Here is a 16,669-nt window from a genome sequence, read left to right as displayed (position 1 = left end):
GCTGGACAGACTTTCTAGATTCAATCTATTCGGACAGGACCTGAAATATCACAAAGCCGCTTAAGTTTTGTCCCAAAGTTATGTATCATAGAAGGAAGGCGAAAATACATTTGCTTCAAAGGAGAACATAATTATGGCATTGGACGGAATCGTAACCCGCGCTATCGTACACGAACTGCAAGGAATCCGGGGCGGGCGCATTAATAAAATACATCAGCCAAATGATCGCGATATCGTGCTGAATCTGCGGGCACAAGGCGGAAGCGTAAAGCTGCTGCTGTCGGCTAATCCGACCTTCCCGCGTGTACATTTTACAGAACAAAGCTTTCTTAATCCGACAGAAGCCCCTATGTTTTGCATGCTCCTTCGCAAGCATTGCGAAGGAGGCGTTATTGAGAAAATTACGCAGGTGGGCATGGAGCGTATTATTCACATGGATATACGTCAACGTGATGAACTGGGAGATATTTCACTCAAACGAATTATCATTGAACTGATGGGTAGACACAGCAACATTATTTTGCTTGACCCGGAAACAGGCGTGATGCTGGATGGCATTCATCATGTCACACCGTCTATCAGCAGCTATCGGGTCATTATGCCTGGCTTTCAATACACGGAACCTCCTGCACAAAACAAGCTGAATCCCCTAGAAACAGAAGAGGCAGCCTTCGTATCCTCGTATCAAACAGCGATCGAGGCCGAAGAAGCTCCCAAACGCTGGATCGTGAACACTTTTACTGGACTCAGTCCCCTCATTGCTGAAGAGATACTAACTCGAGTAACTAATGAAGTATCTGGTGATAGTGATCGTTCACTATGGAGTACATTCAGTCACATCATGGATGACGTGCGGAATCATCGTTTTCAGCCAGTATCTGGACTAAACGCACAAGACAAAGTGATATTCTCAGCCATTCCACTGAGGTTGATCCAAGAAGAACGTAAGGAGTACGCTACTATCAGTGAGTGTATGGAGGACTTCTTCGGTGAAAAGGCAGAACGGGATACAGTTAAGCAAAAAGTCAGTGACCTACTGCGGTTTCTGCAAAACGAGCGGAGTAAAAACGTAAAAAAACTCGACTATCTCCATCAGGATTTGGCCGAGGCGGAAGATGCGGATCAATTTCGCATTTATGGAGAGCTGCTATTCGCTTCGCTGCATGAGGTGAAAAAAGGGGACAAAGAAGTGACGCTCACCAACTTTTATGATGAGGAACAGCGTCCAATGACCATCCCACTGGACCCGCTACTCAACCCATCGGATAATGCACAACGGTATTTTAAAAAATACAACAAATATAAAAACAGCTTGGCTGTCATTGACGAACAACTGGAGAAAACGCACGAAGAAATCCGTTATATGGACAATCTTCTTCAGCAGCTAGCCCACGCCTCTATGAATGACATTGAGGAAATACGTGAAGAACTGGTTCAGCAGGGCTATCTCAGAGATCGGGTCAAAAAAGGAAAGAAAAAGAAGAAAAACGACCGTCCAACCCTGCACGTCTATACATCATCCGAAGGTATCGAGTTACTGGTCGGCAAGAACAACTTGCAAAATGAATATGTGACAAATCGACTGGCCGGACCAAATGACACCTGGCTGCACACAAAGGATATTCCGGGGTCACACGTCGTTATTCGTGCTGAGCAATTCGGGGATACGACGCTGGAGGAAGCAGCTCAACTCGCCGCCTACTTTAGCCAGGCCAAGCAGTCCAGCAGTGTGCCTGTGGACGCCACCCTGATTCGGCATGTACGTAAGCCCAGCGGAGCCAAGCCCGGCTTTGTCATCTACGACCATCAGCGTACGCTCTTCATTACACCCGATGAGGAACTGGTCAAAAAGCTGCCGAATCGCATCAAAAACGGCTAAGTCTCACCAGTCTATTGAATCCACAAAAAAAGCCCTTTGTTCTTTGCAGGATACACTTCTTGTGTTCCATGCATAAAGCAAGGGGCTTTTTATTTACTTTTGTCCAACAGCAGCCTTCCTCAATTCCTCGACAACCTGATCTTCCACACTACGGCTACCCAGATCACCGTGAAAAATAACACCTTGGCGTGCACCGTGAAAATCCGAGCCGCCAGTTGCAATGAGCCCATATTGTGCCGCCATCGCAGTATATCGGCTCTCAGCCTCAGCATCATGGTCAGAATGTCGCACCTCCAAGCCCACAGGCTTCGCCTCCTCTATAATAGAGCGAACCAGCTCATCATTTCCGTATAAGCCAGGGTGGGCCACCACAGGAACCCCTCCTGCTTCACGAATCCAGTTTATGGCCTCCGCAGGCTCTACACGGGGTACAGACACATATCCGGGTGCTCCTTCCGCCAAATAACGGTCAAACGCATCCCGCATATCCTTCGCATACCCTTTTTGAACCAGCGTATCTGCCATATGCGGACGTCCAATGCTTTCATCTGGTGCCAGCGGTCTGCCCATCGTAGCCACCACTTCATCCAGTGTGATTTCCACGCCCAGACTACGCAATTGACTCAAAATCAAATCATTACGGGTATCCCGCGCCTGGCGAAGCTTTTCCAACCGCTCCAAAAAAACTTTATTGCGGTAATCCATAAAATAACCGAGTATGTGAATATCCTTACCGCCAGCTCGAGTACTAATTTCCACTCCTGGCACCACAGTAATTCCTATGCGTTTTCCCTCCTTCAGAGCTTCCTCCAGACCAGCTACCGTATCATGATCTGTAATGGCTACACCTGCCAGCCCTTTTTCCTTGGCCCAGCGCACATTATCTGCGGGTGGCTGCATGCCGTCAGATGCTTGGGTGTGTGTATGTAAATCATATCGTTTTACGTTAATCTGTTCCTTCATTATACATCCTCCTTCTCTTTCACCTTTGCCAGCTCGTCCTGCGAGTCCCTCAGCACGTCCGTTCCCTGATCATGACGACGCAAGTAAGACAGGAAGGTGACTACCGGAATCGGCAACAACGCCGACTTCAAATGAATTGCATAAAATTCTCGTTTGAACGCGATATCTGAAATGTTTACAATTTTCAACAAACCGAGCGCAACTTCATGCTTCACCGAAGAAGGTGATAGCATGGTAATTCCCAGTCCAGCCTCCACCGCCGATTTAACCGCTCCAGTGCTCCCCATCTCCATTACAATACCAAGTCGAGAGGCATCCACACCACGACTTTTCAGCTCATCTTCTATCACTTGACGTGTACCAGATCCCTTTTCTCTGGCTACAAAGGGATGCTTAAACACATCTTCCAGAACCACTTTTTTAGCCTTGGCCAGCGCATGTCCTGAAGGCACAATCAGTTTCAGTTCGTCCTGCATTACAGGTTCTACCACGATATCCGGATGCTGGACTGGTGCCTCAATCAGTCCTAAATTCAACTGATGTTTTAGTATATCATCCATAATTTGAGTCGTATTCATCACATTCATTGCCATGCGTATATGAGGGTATTCCTGGCCAAACGGCCCCAACATTCTTGGTACAATATACTCACCAATCGTTAGGCTGGCGCCAATATGCAATCTTCCCTCCAGCATGTGAGTAAAAGCAGACATCGCCTCGTCAGCTTCCCTAATCAGTTGCATGCTTTTTTTCGCAAAAGGTAGTAGTGTCGCTCCCGCCTCTGAAAGCTCGATTTTTTTAGTCGAACGTTGCAGCAGCTTCGTGCCGAAATAATCTTCCAAAGACTGAATTTGCATCGTCACCGCAGGTTGTGTCATATGCAGCGCTTGTGCCGCCGCCGAAAAGCTCCCACGCTCCGCTACGGTATAAAAAATGTGCAACTGATGAAAGTTCATACTGACAGCCCTCTCCCCTCTGATCTCTCTATTTTACCATAAGAAAAACATCTGTCGAAGCATTTCCAAGTAAACTTACTGAATTGTAGGAGTTTTATTGCTGGAAATAAAAAAAGCATGCAGCTGATAACTGCATACTTTCTACTCAAAATTGACGGTAATCATAAGTTCGGAGATTTTTTCATCTAGAGACGACCGCCCAATCACCGTCTATTTTTGCTTACGAGTGCTTTTCATCAGTGTCATGCGTCGCGAATGGCGTAGCCATGAATAGTATGACTTCAAATCCCTTAATTCAATGGTCTCCGACATTCGACCCAAAAAGGTAATGACAATCATCTTGTGAAGCGGATTCCCCGCAATATCCATCTCGCCGGGCAACTCTCCAAATTCGGCCACGACGACCAGATCACCATCAATTAAATATACATCCTCTTCGTTATGATAGTAGGACTCCATCCTGTTTTGCTTCAGGCATTCCCAAAGCCAGGCGGCGATATGATTCGTCTCGGACTGTTTCTGCTCTATCCGATCTAAGTAGCGAGTTTTCGCATGATTTGTAATCACGATATCGGCGACTTTTTTATCGCCCATCTCCACGTAGAACGGTTCGTATGTACTCCATCGCTGCATTGCTTTGTCACGCACGGGATCACTCTCCCCACCAGATAGGTCTTTATATCTACCAATATATTCATATGTTACCTCAACAGACCCGGGACTACAAGTTACAAAATTGAAGTTTATGGGCGGTTTTTAAAGATTTTTTAGGTCTAACAGCATTAAGACCATTATGCAAAAGTCCTGACTTTACAAAAAAAAGCCAGCCCGTAGGCTGACCTTTTAAAAATATTTTACAATTTTTAGATATTAGAAACTTATATTTCATATTCTTTCATCTTTTCCTTATCGTCGTTGTACTCCGTCCTAATCTCATTTCGAAAAGAACGCTCGACCTTACGCACATAGGAAAGTCTGCGAATATTTTTAACGGTGTCTTCTGCCCGATCCGCATTCATATATATAACTACATAATGCATACGTTTTGAAATAAAGTGGACATTTCCGTATTTCTCCAGATTGCGGGCAGCCTTGATATCGCTTACCCAAATGATGTACCCTGTCCGCTCGGCAAACATTCGCTTCATCTCCCCTCCACTCGGTATCATTCCTATGACCTATCCACAGGAGCATTTCCCTCCGCTGCCACATCCGCCCTTTTTCACATTCGGATCATTGCTCGGCACCTTAATGGTCTCGGACACGGAATATGCAATCGTTTCAGACATGGCATGAAGCATATCATCCAGCGCCTTTTCGGCTCGTTTGAACTCCTTAACCTCCACGAATTGTTCCAGTTCCAGCTCAACGACCTGCACTGCATCCTTCGCTTCATGATAGTTCGGATGAAAATGCCCAAAACGCTCCGTTTCCGCGAATAGCTCCTTTTTGGCATCCAGCTTGCGTACACACGCCTGAATAGACGGATTCAATTCCACACGCTGTTTCCAATATAAATAATCCGATACCTCAAAGGATCGGTTGACCATATCGCCCAATTCATAGGCGTTAATAAGCACTTCTGCCATATTGACCGTATTCAATTCGGCTACGCTCATGAATGTTCATCTCACTTTATATAAAGTTCTACCCAGTAAAAGTAGACTCATTTATCATACCACATCCTTCTTTTGAGAAGAAGGAGTTTCATGCACTTCCTGGCTCTACTATGTAAAAGGAACCAGCAACCGCATGTCTGACCATTCACTTGGCTGTAAGCTCGCTTGGGAAGGTGTTTCGTCATCCATTCCTGAGGCATACCAGCCTGTGACACTCCATGGTGCACCGGGAACCACCGCCTCCGGTATCCATTTAACCTCTTCCCCACCGATTCGCAGTCCCACAGCAGCCTGCCAACGGATCGCTTGCTCGATCAACTGCCGGGCAGTGGAAGTATGGTAACTCCTCCATTCTTTTGTCCATGAGGAGGGGACTGTAGATCTTTCCGGAAAATAGTCAGACGGATCAGGCAACATGTGCTCTTGTTCGTAAAAATGCAGTGTGCGCCCTGTATAAACCAAACCTGCTCTTCCCTCTTGGGAAAAGATAGGACGGGCCTGAATCGGGTCGGACTCCATTTCACTGTTGGGACTGCCTGAACTTATATTCTCTGTTTCCGAAATCAATGGGTAATGATGAGTTGGCTCGTCCACACCTTCCGGTTCACGACGTGGGCCTAATCCAATTGCAGCAAGCGTTTTTCGTATTTTGACAGCAGAGCTCGCCGGAATAATAAAGTCCCTATCGCCCAGCCGTTCCAGTAATCCTTCCAACGCGGGATGGCGTGCAACTATGTCTGCATCCTCCTGTGTGCCACATCGCAAAAGTGTTACCTTTGCAAAAGCGGTCCGTCCGACATCACCTGCCCACTGTTCTACCGTCATACGTACATGATCAGGCACACCTGTTCGGCTGTATTTATCCAGAAGAGCAGGAATTGCTTTGGCTTCCATCCCTAACTCGATTGCCTCTGTAACACTTTCTCTGGTGAGCCGGTATACTACCATACGATCTCCTGTCACACGTTCACAGCAGCATTCCAGTCGCCAGCGCACATCATATGCCACATCTGGTGGAACCAATATTTCAAAATCAGGTTGTACATAAAAAGCACCTTGCTCTTGATGTGTATCCTCGTAATTATTGGGACGAAGCATTTCTATCACAGATACATTCCAGCGAAAACACAGTTCGCCCGATACAGTCTGGCCCCAATCGCCCATTCCAAAAGCAGTCAGGGCCTTAAGCCAACCCTTCAATTCCTCCATGAAAGGTTCATTGAAATTAAAATCAGAACCCGTTTCTCCCGCAAACCCTTCCGGATTTGAGATTATAGGAACAAGGTCTAAAAGGGCACCATTCTTGGAATCAGCTCTGCTCGTACTCTCATGCTGGATTAGGCCTACCTGAAGCATCCATTGCAGCAGAAACTTGATAGATATCCACCCTTCTGTTCCTACATACTGAGAGACGGCACACAGCATATAGCGAAAATGCTGCATAGACACTTCGGCCTTGCCGTATCTTTCCATGAGTGTAGCAAAAATATGCTTGCGCATTTGCCAAGCAGACAAACGAATCCAAGTCGCCAGTTCCGTTTCCTGAATGCGAAAAGACACAGTTTCTTTCACTAACAGCCCCAAACTGAGTAGCAAATCCATCATTACCACCGTTTGCACTGGATACAGCTCTGCATGCGCATAATGCAACCCAAGACCCATCAGGTCATCGGGGCGAAAGGGGGTCAGTTCATTCAATTTTTGCAATGATCGCTTATGTATGGTTCCTTTGGCCGTCAAAGGGACACCTTGTACCGCAATACGTGACAACGCATGCAGTAATTCCGACTCCAGGCCTGTCATTGATTCATGTACCGTTATCGGATGATCTGAATGCATCATGTTCATTGGATTTTGCTCTAACAACATATCGTACAGATCCGGTAGCCGATGAACCGGAATATATAAAATTCGTTCGCCCCACGATTTGGTAACAGCCTCCAGCCAGCCTCGGGCACGTAATCCACGTAGTGCCAGTTTCGTTTCGACTCCGCTTAACACTCCCCGGGTAAGCTGTATAGGTTCTTCTTCCTTCATGGGCTGTCCCGCGTACCGGATAAAGCATCGTCTAAGCACCAGTAGCTCATCCGATGAAAGCTCATTCCAGCTGTCTTGCGTGTTCGTTACGCCCATTCTTAATTAGGCCTCCTTTTTCTTCTCACGATCTCCAGACTTAGCATTCCGGCCTCCGATAGCCTCTGTCACACTAAATCTGCGAACCGCATATTCATAGCCTTGCTCGATCAGAAACAGCTGACGACGAGCTGCAAAATCCGTCTCCTTGCTATTCTCCGTCACTAGCGCATAAAAATAAGCTTTATTCTCGCCCGACTTTGGTCGCAAAATACGGCCCAGTCGCTGCGCTTCTTCCTGGCGAGAGCCAAAGCTACCCGATACCTCTATGGCTACTGCCGCATCTGGCAAATCCACCGCAAAGTTTGCAACCTTGGACACCAATAGGGTCCGAATTGTACCCTTGCGGAACGCATCGAACCAACGCACCCGCTCGGTCTGGCTCATTGAACCCGTAATCAGTGGGACGCCAAGCTCCTGAGCCAATATACGCAATTGGTCCAAATATTGACCAATAATAAGCGTGGGCAAACCGCTGTGCTGCTGCATCAGGCTACGCACCGCCTCCAGTTTGACCGGATTTTCGGCTGCAATTCGGTACTGCTGTCTGCCCTCCGCACGCATACTGCGCTCCAAGAGTTCAGCTGTCATTGGAAGCCGTAGCTCCACACAATCGACCTGAGCGATCCAGCCCTGCCGCTCCAGCTCCTTCCACGGCATATCGTATCGTTTGGGTCCAATTAAAGAGAACACATCCCGTTCACAGCCATCCTCTCGAACCAGCGTGGCCGTTAACCCCAAACGACGGGTAGCCTGAATGTCAGCCGTCGCCCGGAATACTGGCGCGGGTAGCAAATGAACCTCATCATATATAATGAGTCCCCACTTCCGCTCACTCAGCAGTTTCATATGCTCAAAATCCCCATCTTTGGTACGACGGTGTGTCAAAATCTGGTAAGTTGCCACCGTAATCGGACGCACCTCTTTTTTCTGACCACTATACTCCCCGATGGAATCGGCAGGAATATCCGTCTTTTGCTTTAACTCTTCTACCCATTGACGTACAGATGTAGTATTAGATGTTAGAATAAGCACCTCGCACTGAAACCGATTCATTACCGCCATACCTATCACTGTTTTTCCGGCTCCGCATGGAAGCACCAGTACACCACTACCCCCTAAGCCGTCCGCTCCTTCAAACGCATCAGCGGCCTTTACTTGATAATCACGAAGCTGCAACTTCGTTTGTCCCTTTCCCAAGGTAAAACTAAGCTGATTCCCTTCAAGATAGCCTGCCGTATCCACAACGGGATATCCCAAGCGCGTTAATTCCTGCTTGAGCAAGCCTCGATTTTCGGGCGGGACCGATGCGCTTACCTCATCAACGCGAAGTAAACCAAGCTGTTTTAGCTCTTGCTTGGTCAGAAGCTCATCCAGTAAAGCGGGGGTCTCTGCTCCCAAGATCAAGCGATCACCTATTGTATAGCTGTTGGCTTTCCCTGTCTTTATACCTCCGTCTGGCTCATGTTCAGCACGGTATGCGCCAATCGTATCTGTGCTATAAGTTCGCTCTTCTTCCGTACCCTCCCTTGAAAGCGTCAACGTCCCATAACGAGAAACGAGCTGTTCAATATCCTTCAACAAATCACGTGGAATATCCCAACGAGACATGGAGTTCAAACTATTTTGAATGTCCTCAGCACTCCATCCGAGGGCAGCTGCGTTCCACAAAGACAGTGGAGTGAGGTGATATGTATGAAAAGCGGACGGGCTTTTAACCAGCTCCGCATAAATCTGCAACTGTGAACGAGCCCGTTCTGAACCGGGCAAGCCCATTTCCAGCAGAACGGTAAAATCACGTTGTACAATACAAGGATGTTCTGGATTCATAACTACCTCCTGATAATCTAACCATACATCATTTTAAGTTATATAATAAATAGCTTATCCGTTTATTCGCATATCAACCAGAACAGCAAGGAGTTCAACCCATATTCGGGTTGAACTCCTGATTAGAAGCTCGGGGTAAAAGACCTCCCCAAACCAATGCCTACCTTAATTATTCTTCTAGTGGACCTGCTCGGAAATATGACTAAGCGCCTCTCCAGCGTTGTCTGCAAAAATATTACGAACAGCCAAATCCCCGATCGAGACAATCCCGATCAGACGGTCTCCTTCCGTCACGGGCAAACGACGGATTTGCTGCTCTGCCATCAGCTCAGCTGCTTGGTCCACCGACATGTCCGCACTAGCTGTACGAATACCTGTCGTCATAACTGTATCGACCGAACCCGAACCCGAATTTTTAGCAGCATAGCCGCGAACGACAAGATCACGGTCCGTTACTACACCGATCAACTTATCACTGCCTTCGCTTTCCACAACCGGAATAAAACCAGTATCATTGTCCTTCATTTTGACCGCAATTTCATAAATATTGTCCTGCGGGGTAACCGTTACGCATTTTTTAGTCATAACTTCCTGAACTTTTTTCATGGGTACTCCCTCCTTTTCAAGAGTAGGGTACCCCATTTCATTCAGCTCATACTCCAGATTGAACCGTTCCCAATTCAACTCATTTTAGCCCTTAATTGCCCCTGCTTTTCGTTCCGCAGCGTATCCCGTAGACATTGCAATAAACAAACGAACCGCGTTAATCATCGCATCCTCATCAAAATCAAATTTCGGATGATGGTGTGGATAAACCGCTCCTTTAACTGGGTTACCCGCTCCTACGAACATGAAGCAACCTGGCACACGTTCCAAATAATACGCAAAATCTTCAGCAGGCATCAGCTTCGACGCTTCCTGTACATTCTCCTCGCCAAAAACAGATTTTGCTTCATTAAAGAAACGATGTGCTTCATGTGCGTCATTGACAACTGGTGGGTATCCCATAATATAGCGAACCTGTGCTGTTGTACCGTATGTTGCGGCTGTAAGCTCTGTCACCTGATGCAGTCGCTCCTTCATTACCGTTCGCGTCTCCTCATCAAACGTACGAATCGTCCCACTCAAGCGACACGTTTCTGCGATCACATTTTGCGCAGAGCCCCCTTGGATGGTTCCCACCGTCAGCACGGCAGGTCGCAAAGGGTCGACTGAACGGCTTACGATACTTTGCAGTTGCATAACAAGAGCTGAACCCGCCACCACACTATCATTAGTGGACTGAGGCATGCCACCATGCCCACCCTTACCTGTGATTTCAATATAAAAATCGTCTGCCGCCGCCATCAGCGGCCCTGCGCAACTCGCGGCCGTCCCGACCGGAAAAGGTGTCCATAAATGGATGCCATAAATGACATCCACACCTTCCAATACACTATCCTTTATCACACTGACCGCTCCGCCAGGCAACAATTCCTCCGCAGGTTGGAACAACAACCGAATTTCTCCTTGCAGCTCGTCCCGGTTCAGACTAAAATAGTAAGCCGTTCCAAGCAACGCGGATGTATGTCCGTCATGGCCGCAAGCATGCATGGCTCCGTCCACGCTGGAGCGATATTCACATTCCTTTTCATCCTGAATAGGAAGAGCATCCATATCGGCGCGCAGCATGACGACAGGCCCGGGCTTAGCACCACGAATGGTACCTACAACACCGTGTCCCCCTACCTGACGGCGAATCTCGATTCCCCAACTCTCCAACTTATCCGCTACAAAAGCTGCGGTTTTGCTTTCTTGAAAGGAAATTTCGGGATTCTTATGTAAATGTCTACGCCATTCCACCATGTTTTCTTGCAAACGATCAAACCAGGTCTCGTCTATCACATGTTGTGTCATTCTGCTCCACCTCTCCTTTTAAAGCATCGGGCAAGTTCCCGATTAATCATGCAGCGTCACCACGTATGCACCGCTACTCTCAAGTCTTCATTTTTATCCTATTGTAGCAGATATGGAATTGTTGCGATATCTGTTGCTCCAGGGAGCTTGCAGAAGCCCATCAAACATAATATGATAAAATGGATAAACGATAAAATGATAACCGTCTGCGAGGAATATACCTTGTGACGAATACCGGGGGAAGCTGATATGAGAAATACGAAGCCGGAGACTCGAAGAAGAGGCACACCGGATTTCCAATTGCTGATCCTCACTTTGTTACTGGTTGGATTCGGTGTAATTATGGTATTTAGCTCCAGCTCCAGCGTAGCTCTGCTGAATAAAGAATACAATTTTGATTCTTTATATTTTGTGAAGCGCCAATCTGCTTTTGCTGTACTTGGACTTTTTATTATGTTGGTAGCTATGAATATTAAGATGGAAAAATATAAAAAGCTTTTTGTACCTTTATTTTTCATAACTATATTACTGCTAATCATCGTTCTTTTTACAGGCTCACTTAACGGCGCAAAAAGCTGGCTCAGGTTTGGTAGTGTTGGCTTCCAGCCAACGGAGCTTGCGAAAATTTCCATCATTCTTTACTTATCCGCACTCATCGTCAAAAAAGGAGATCGCTTTAGAGATCTGCGGACTGGCTACATACCTGTAACAGTCATTGTAGGTTGTGTTGCAGGACTCATCATGCTTCAACCTGATTTAGGTTCCTGCTTCATTTTGGTTGCTACGAGTGGTCTGATTATTTATGCCGGGGGAGCCAGTGTCAAGCATATTACAGCATCCATTGTTCTGCTCGTGCTAGGTGCTTCCATCGTGTTTGGTATTGGGTCGTTGTTTGGAGGAGATTCTGGAACCACAGATGGACAAGCTGCTGCCCAGCAAGATTATAAAATCGGGCGCTTTCAAGCCTTTCTTAATCCCGAGAAATATAGACAAGGAACGGGATACAATCTGGTACAGTCCTTACAAGCTATAGGTGAAGGCGGCTTAAACGGGTCAGGCTTTGGTAAAGGTATTATCAAGCTTCACTATCTTCCTAATTCATTTAATGATTTTATCTTTTCCGTAATCGGTGAAGAATTCGGATTTATCGGAACAGCCATATTCCTGATGCTATATTTGTATTTCATTTGGCGAGGCATGATCATTGCTCTGCGTTGTCATGATCCGTTCGGAACGTTGGTAGGCACCGGCATCATGGGTTTGATCGCCATTCAGGCCTTCATTAATATCGGCGGTGTAACCCAAACGATTCCAATCACTGGCGTAACGCTTCCATTTATCAGCTTTGGTGGCTCCTCCCTACTTGTCATGATGTTTTCCATGGGCATTATGCTCAGTATTTCTCGTGAGAACACCAAACAAGCGGTGCAGGAACGCACCACAGGGGTAGCTGTCCGTAATGAAGTACCCAATCGCTTTCAAACTCGTAGAACCAACCGTTTTCGCTAAAAAAGAACTTCCAAGGTCCACTTACAACGGTGGCTTTGGAAGTTCTTTTGGTTATGTATAAAATACGAGAGCCCTCTGCAAAAATGGCTATACTGTTGATTCACAAAACGAAAACTGGCGATTCTATAACCACCAGTTTTCGTGTTTTTATTCGGGTTATCCCACGGAATTTCCCGACATGTATACAATTGGTTAAAAACATCAATTTGTCGGTTCCTGATTCTTTTACACTGCGTCGTCCTTGAACGCGACACCTTCCACTTTTACGTTCACTTCCACAACCCGCAAACCCGTCATACTTTCGACGGCTTCTCGCACATTTTGCTGAAGAATTCGGGATACCTCATGAATAGGTGTTTCGTAGAGCACGACAATACGTAGATCAATGGCAGCTTCCAGCTGTCCAACCTCCACTGATACGCCTTTTTGTACATTTTTACCGCTCAGCCTTTTGGCCCAGCCTTCCGATAAACCGCCTGACATTGCAGCAATGCCCGGTGTCTCTAATGCGGCCATCCCGGCAATTTTACCTACGACATCGTTGGAAATCTTGATGTTTCCTGCTTCCAGTTGTTGAATTTGCTCTGCCATGACCTATGTCCCCCTTCATCCATCCTTTATTTGTATTGTAAAGCCTCAGCCACTCCAAATGCAAACCCTACGTATGAAAAACAACTTTCGTTTACAACCTATATCATTTTGGGTATATTAATTTAGAAAATCCATACAAGTGACAGCTTTCGCCAAACTTGTACACATCTATTGATATCGAGGTGCTCTTCATTGAAAAAATGGTTATCTCCCGCTTTGCTCATAGCGACATTTGCTCTTAGCGCAGTCGCTCATTACACCCATTGGAATGCAATAGCCCAATTTGTCATTTGTGCAATTTCTGTTGTATTCGTAGCCGGTTTTCTCGGCAGGGCGACCGAAAGTGTCGCGCATTATGCTGGCCAACGTCTAGGTGGGTTCTTAAATGCCACCTTTGGTAACGCAGCCGAACTGATCATCGCCATCTTTCTCGTTAAAGAAGGTCTTTACGATATGGTAAAGGCCAGTCTTACCGGTTCCATCATCGGTAATCTGCTGCTGGTGCTCGGAGCAAGTCTGTTCGCAGGCGGTTTGAAGTACAAAGTGCAAAATTTCAATATATCGCTGGCTGGATTAAGTGGTTCTCTGATGATTGTGGCTGTTATTGCCTTGTTCGTTCCAGCTGTCTTTCTGAACACACACGTTATCACGGATAACGAATCAGATACGCTCAGCCTGATTGTCGCAGGCACGCTCATTGTCGCGTATATTGCGTGGCTTATTTTCTCTATGATTACGCATAAGGACTATTTAGCTGACGTGACCGAACAAAAAGATGAAGAATTGCCACATGAGCATGCCCCTGTGTGGTCCAGAAACAAATCCATTGCCTATTTGGTACTCGCTACCGTCATGGTCGCTTTTGTCAGCGAATGGCTGGTAGGTACACTGGAGGTGTTTACGACCCAATTTGGGCTCAGCGAATTGTTCGTAGGTGCCTTCCTCGTCGCTATTATTGGTAATGCAGCAGAACATAGCGCTGCTATTTTACTGGCGATGAAAAACAAAATTGGTGCATCGGTCGAAATAGCTGTCGGCAGCAGTTTGCAAATTGCACTATTTGTTGCCCCTGTGCTGATTTTTGTCAGTTACTTTATGGGAAACACGATGAATATTGTTTTCACCACTATTGAGCTGGTCGCCATTGCTGTCGCTGTATTTATCGCCAAATCCATCACCCAGGACGGCTCAACCAACTGGTATGAGGGACTCATGCTACTGGTAGTGTATGTATTGTTAGGTGTATCCTTCTTCCTTGTGTAGCTTTAAAGGTTTTAAAATGTGCATTAGGATGGTGGAAGGGCGAGGCGCTTTTGCCATCCTAAAGGAACATTTTTTTTAAAAAAAGGCATCAAAAAAAGCATGCTCTCAAACTCCGCATGCTCTCATCAATTCAACCGTCTTCCTAATTGGCCTTATTATTCATGGCCTCATATAGAATAGCCAGATTGCGTTCCAGCTCACTGACCAGCTGTTTACCTACCATTTCTGGAAGAAGTCCAGCGCGAACCGCAAAATCCACTTCCTTGGAAAATCCGTACATCTGAGTATCCAGCACTTCCTCATAGAGAGGGCAATAACGGGTTGCCAAATTCTCCATCTGTACTTCAATAAGCTTCTTTATTTTATCTGCATCTTCCTGAAGCAGATTAATAGCCTTGATATTCAATTGTTCCTGCAAATCAGATGAAGTCATGGATTCTTCCCCCCTATGTCTCAATGTCGCACAAGACGTCCTATCCTTAATATTAGACCAAATTGCAGGCTAATACAAGAACCTGACAAAAAAAGCATCCCTACAGTTACAGGTAGGGATGCTTTTGCTTCAAGAATAAAGTTAGCTGGCTACTGAAATATGAAGTCCGTGCTTCTCGAATACCTCGATGATCGCTTTCTTAGCTTCCTCCGCATCTGGTCCATGAACGTGTAGTTCATAGCTATGGCTGCTGACTAGGGTCGTAAACAAGCCCAGTATACTTTTCACATCAATATACTTATTTTCGGAATGAAGGACGATGGAAGAGGTGAACTTGCTCGCCGTCTGTGCAATTTCAACAACCGCCGCGTTATTATTGGACATAGAGATCCCTCGCTTTACTGAATTGTCATGTATCGTTACTCACCCATAATAATACATTGAAATCGCTTTCTCAGCAAGAACGGATATCGTTATTTTAAATTCTCAGGGTTTAATGGCTCCAGCTCAGGCAGTACAAAGATGCCGTCTTTACGAATCAAAACATCGTCAAAATAAATTTCACCACCGCCATATTCTGGACGCTGAATCAACACCAAATCCCAGTGGATCGATGAACGATTACCGTTATCCGCTGTTTCATAAGCTTGACCCGGTGTAAAATGCAAGCTGCCGGCGATTTTCTCGTCAAACAAAATATCCTTCATTGGATGTAAAATGTGCGGATTAAATCCGATGGCAAACTCGCCAATATAACGTGCTCCCTCGTCAGAATCGAGAATATCATTTAGCCGCTTCGTATCGTTACTCGTCGCTTCCACGATCTTACCATTTTCAAAACGGAATTTAACATTTTCAAAAGTAATACCATTATACAGGGTTTGTGCATTATAGCTGATAGTTCCGTTAACGGAATCACGTACAGGCGCGCTGTATACTTCGCCATCCGGGATATTGCATTGACCTGAACACTTGATAGCTCCGATTTGCTTAATAGAGAAATTCAAATCCGTACCCGGTCCGCTGATTCGTACCTTGTCCGTCCGATTCATCAGGTCTGCCAATGCATCTTGAGCTTTGTCCATTTTTGCATAATCCAGATTACACACATCGAAATAAAAATCTTCGAACGCTTCTGTGCTGATATTCGCCAATTGAGCCATGCTGTCATTCGGATAACGCAGCACTACCCATTTAGTGTGTTTCACCCGTTGTTCGCTATGTACCGCATGCTGATAAATGGAATTATACATTTTCATTTTATCTTCCGGCACATCTGACAGGTCATTTACATTTTCACCTGCACGAATTCCGATGTAGCAGTGCATTTGCTTCATCCGGTTAAGGTCAATCTCAGCCCAGGTCTCCAGCATCTCCTTTGTCGCGTGACGAAGCATGGCGCTCTGTACCTTACGGTCTGTAAGTTGTACAAAAACATTTCCACCTTTTTTACCAACTTCATGAATGATGGCGTTAAGCAAGTCGCGCTCTGTTCCAATCATTTCGATCAATACATTTTCTCCAGGCTGCACTTCAACAGAGTAACCGACCAGATTTTCCGCCAGTTTTAGTATTCTAGGATCTTTCATGTAGTGTC

At 46.2% G+C, this 16,669-nt stretch carries 16 protein-coding genes; 3 read left to right on the top strand and 13 right to left on the bottom strand.

Annotation, left to right across the window (positions count from 1 at the left end):
- Nucleotides 1-133 precede the first annotated feature (133 nt).
- Nucleotides 134-1,879, top strand: coding sequence for an Rqc2 family fibronectin-binding protein (locus NLX74_RS07260; protein WP_254328351.1), 1,746 nt, complete (start codon nt 134-136; stop codon nt 1,877-1,879).
- 93 nt (nt 1,880-1,972) lie between these two features.
- Here the strand turns inward: NLX74_RS07260 and NLX74_RS07255 are convergent, their stop codons facing one another.
- The 9 genes from NLX74_RS07255 to NLX74_RS07215 all read right to left on the bottom strand — a co-directional run bounded on the left by NLX74_RS07255 (nt 1,973) and on the right by NLX74_RS07215 (nt 11,276).
- Nucleotides 1,973-2,842, bottom strand: coding sequence for a PHP domain-containing protein (locus tag NLX74_RS07255; RefSeq protein WP_235309499.1), 870 nt, complete (start codon nt 2,840-2,842; stop codon nt 1,973-1,975).
- Entirely contained in the window at nt 2,842-3,798 is a 957-nt protein-coding gene (locus NLX74_RS07250; RefSeq protein ID WP_061829013.1) for a selenium metabolism-associated LysR family transcriptional regulator, read from the bottom strand. The genes NLX74_RS07255 and NLX74_RS07250 overlap by 1 nt, the downstream gene beginning before the upstream one ends.
- Before the next feature lie 210 nt (nt 3,799-4,008).
- Nucleotides 4,009-4,446 carry a hypothetical protein gene (locus tag NLX74_RS07245; protein WP_023989315.1) on the bottom strand — a complete coding sequence of 146 codons (438 nt, stop codon included), beginning with the start codon at nt 4,444-4,446 and terminating at the stop codon, nt 4,009-4,011.
- 230 nt (nt 4,447-4,676) lie between these two features.
- Nucleotides 4,677-4,937 carry a YlbG family protein gene (locus tag NLX74_RS07240; RefSeq protein ID WP_023989316.1) on the bottom strand — a complete coding sequence of 87 codons (261 nt, stop codon included), beginning with the start codon at nt 4,935-4,937 and terminating at the stop codon, nt 4,677-4,679.
- 39 nt (nt 4,938-4,976) lie between these two features.
- Nucleotides 4,977-5,417 carry a YlbF/YmcA family competence regulator gene (locus NLX74_RS07235; RefSeq protein WP_061829012.1) on the bottom strand — a complete coding sequence of 147 codons (441 nt, stop codon included), beginning with the start codon at nt 5,415-5,417 and terminating at the stop codon, nt 4,977-4,979.
- Between the two features lie 108 nt (nt 5,418-5,525).
- The gene (locus NLX74_RS07230; protein ID WP_254328350.1) at nt 5,526-7,550 is read right to left on the bottom strand and encodes a helicase-associated domain-containing protein; all 2,025 of its coding nucleotides are present in this window, start codon (nt 7,548-7,550) and stop codon (nt 5,526-5,528) included.
- Nucleotides 7,551-7,556: 6 nt separating this feature from the next.
- Entirely contained in the window at nt 7,557-9,380 is a 1,824-nt protein-coding gene (locus tag NLX74_RS07225; RefSeq protein WP_254328349.1) for a DNA repair helicase XPB, read from the bottom strand.
- Between the two features lie 177 nt (nt 9,381-9,557).
- On the bottom strand, nt 9,558-9,986 hold the full coding sequence (locus tag NLX74_RS07220) for a CBS domain-containing protein (RefSeq protein ID WP_023989320.1): 429 nt from the start codon (nt 9,984-9,986) through the stop codon (nt 9,558-9,560).
- Nucleotides 9,987-10,070: 84 nt separating this feature from the next.
- Complete coding sequence (locus NLX74_RS07215) at nt 10,071-11,276, bottom strand: M20 metallopeptidase family protein (protein WP_254328348.1); 1,206 nt, start codon at nt 11,274-11,276, stop codon at nt 10,071-10,073.
- A 249-nt stretch (nt 11,277-11,525) separates the two neighbouring features.
- On the opposite strand from NLX74_RS07215, the gene ftsW reads away from it, so the two are divergent.
- A complete protein-coding gene (ftsW, locus tag NLX74_RS07210) occupies nt 11,526-12,785 on the top strand; it encodes a putative lipid II flippase FtsW (protein ID WP_061829008.1) in 1,260 nt (419 codons plus the stop codon).
- Nucleotides 12,786-13,010: 225 nt separating this feature from the next.
- On the opposite strand, the gene NLX74_RS07205 is transcribed toward ftsW, so the two are convergent.
- Entirely contained in the window at nt 13,011-13,376 is a 366-nt protein-coding gene (locus NLX74_RS07205) for an Asp23/Gls24 family envelope stress response protein (RefSeq protein WP_235309494.1), read from the bottom strand.
- A 192-nt stretch (nt 13,377-13,568) separates the two neighbouring features.
- On the opposite strand from NLX74_RS07205, the gene cax reads away from it, so the two are divergent.
- Complete coding sequence (cax, locus tag NLX74_RS07200) at nt 13,569-14,639, top strand: calcium/proton exchanger (RefSeq protein ID WP_069289890.1); 1,071 nt, start codon at nt 13,569-13,571, stop codon at nt 14,637-14,639.
- A 142-nt stretch (nt 14,640-14,781) separates the two neighbouring features.
- Here the strand turns inward: cax and NLX74_RS07195 are convergent, their stop codons facing one another.
- The 3 genes from NLX74_RS07195 to NLX74_RS07185 form a co-directional block, all read right to left on the bottom strand.
- A complete protein-coding gene (locus tag NLX74_RS07195) occupies nt 14,782-15,072 on the bottom strand; it encodes an Fpa/YlaN family protein (protein WP_007431028.1) in 291 nt (96 codons plus the stop codon).
- A gap of 141 nt (nt 15,073-15,213) precedes the next feature.
- A complete protein-coding gene (locus NLX74_RS07190; RefSeq protein ID WP_013310915.1) occupies nt 15,214-15,456 on the bottom strand; it encodes an HPr family phosphocarrier protein in 243 nt (80 codons plus the stop codon).
- A gap of 89 nt (nt 15,457-15,545) precedes the next feature.
- Nucleotides 15,546-16,661 (bottom strand): aminopeptidase, encoded by a 1,116-nt coding sequence (locus tag NLX74_RS07185; RefSeq protein ID WP_013310916.1) that lies wholly within the window; start codon nt 16,659-16,661, stop codon nt 15,546-15,548.
- Nucleotides 16,662-16,669 lie beyond the last annotated feature (8 nt).

The sequence above is a fragment of the Paenibacillus sp. MZ03-122A genome (assembly GCF_024213325.1).
GTDB classification, from domain to species: Bacteria; Bacillota; Bacilli; order Paenibacillales; family Paenibacillaceae; genus Paenibacillus; species Paenibacillus polymyxa_B.
This window is presented reverse-complemented; position numbering and strand designations above follow the sequence as displayed.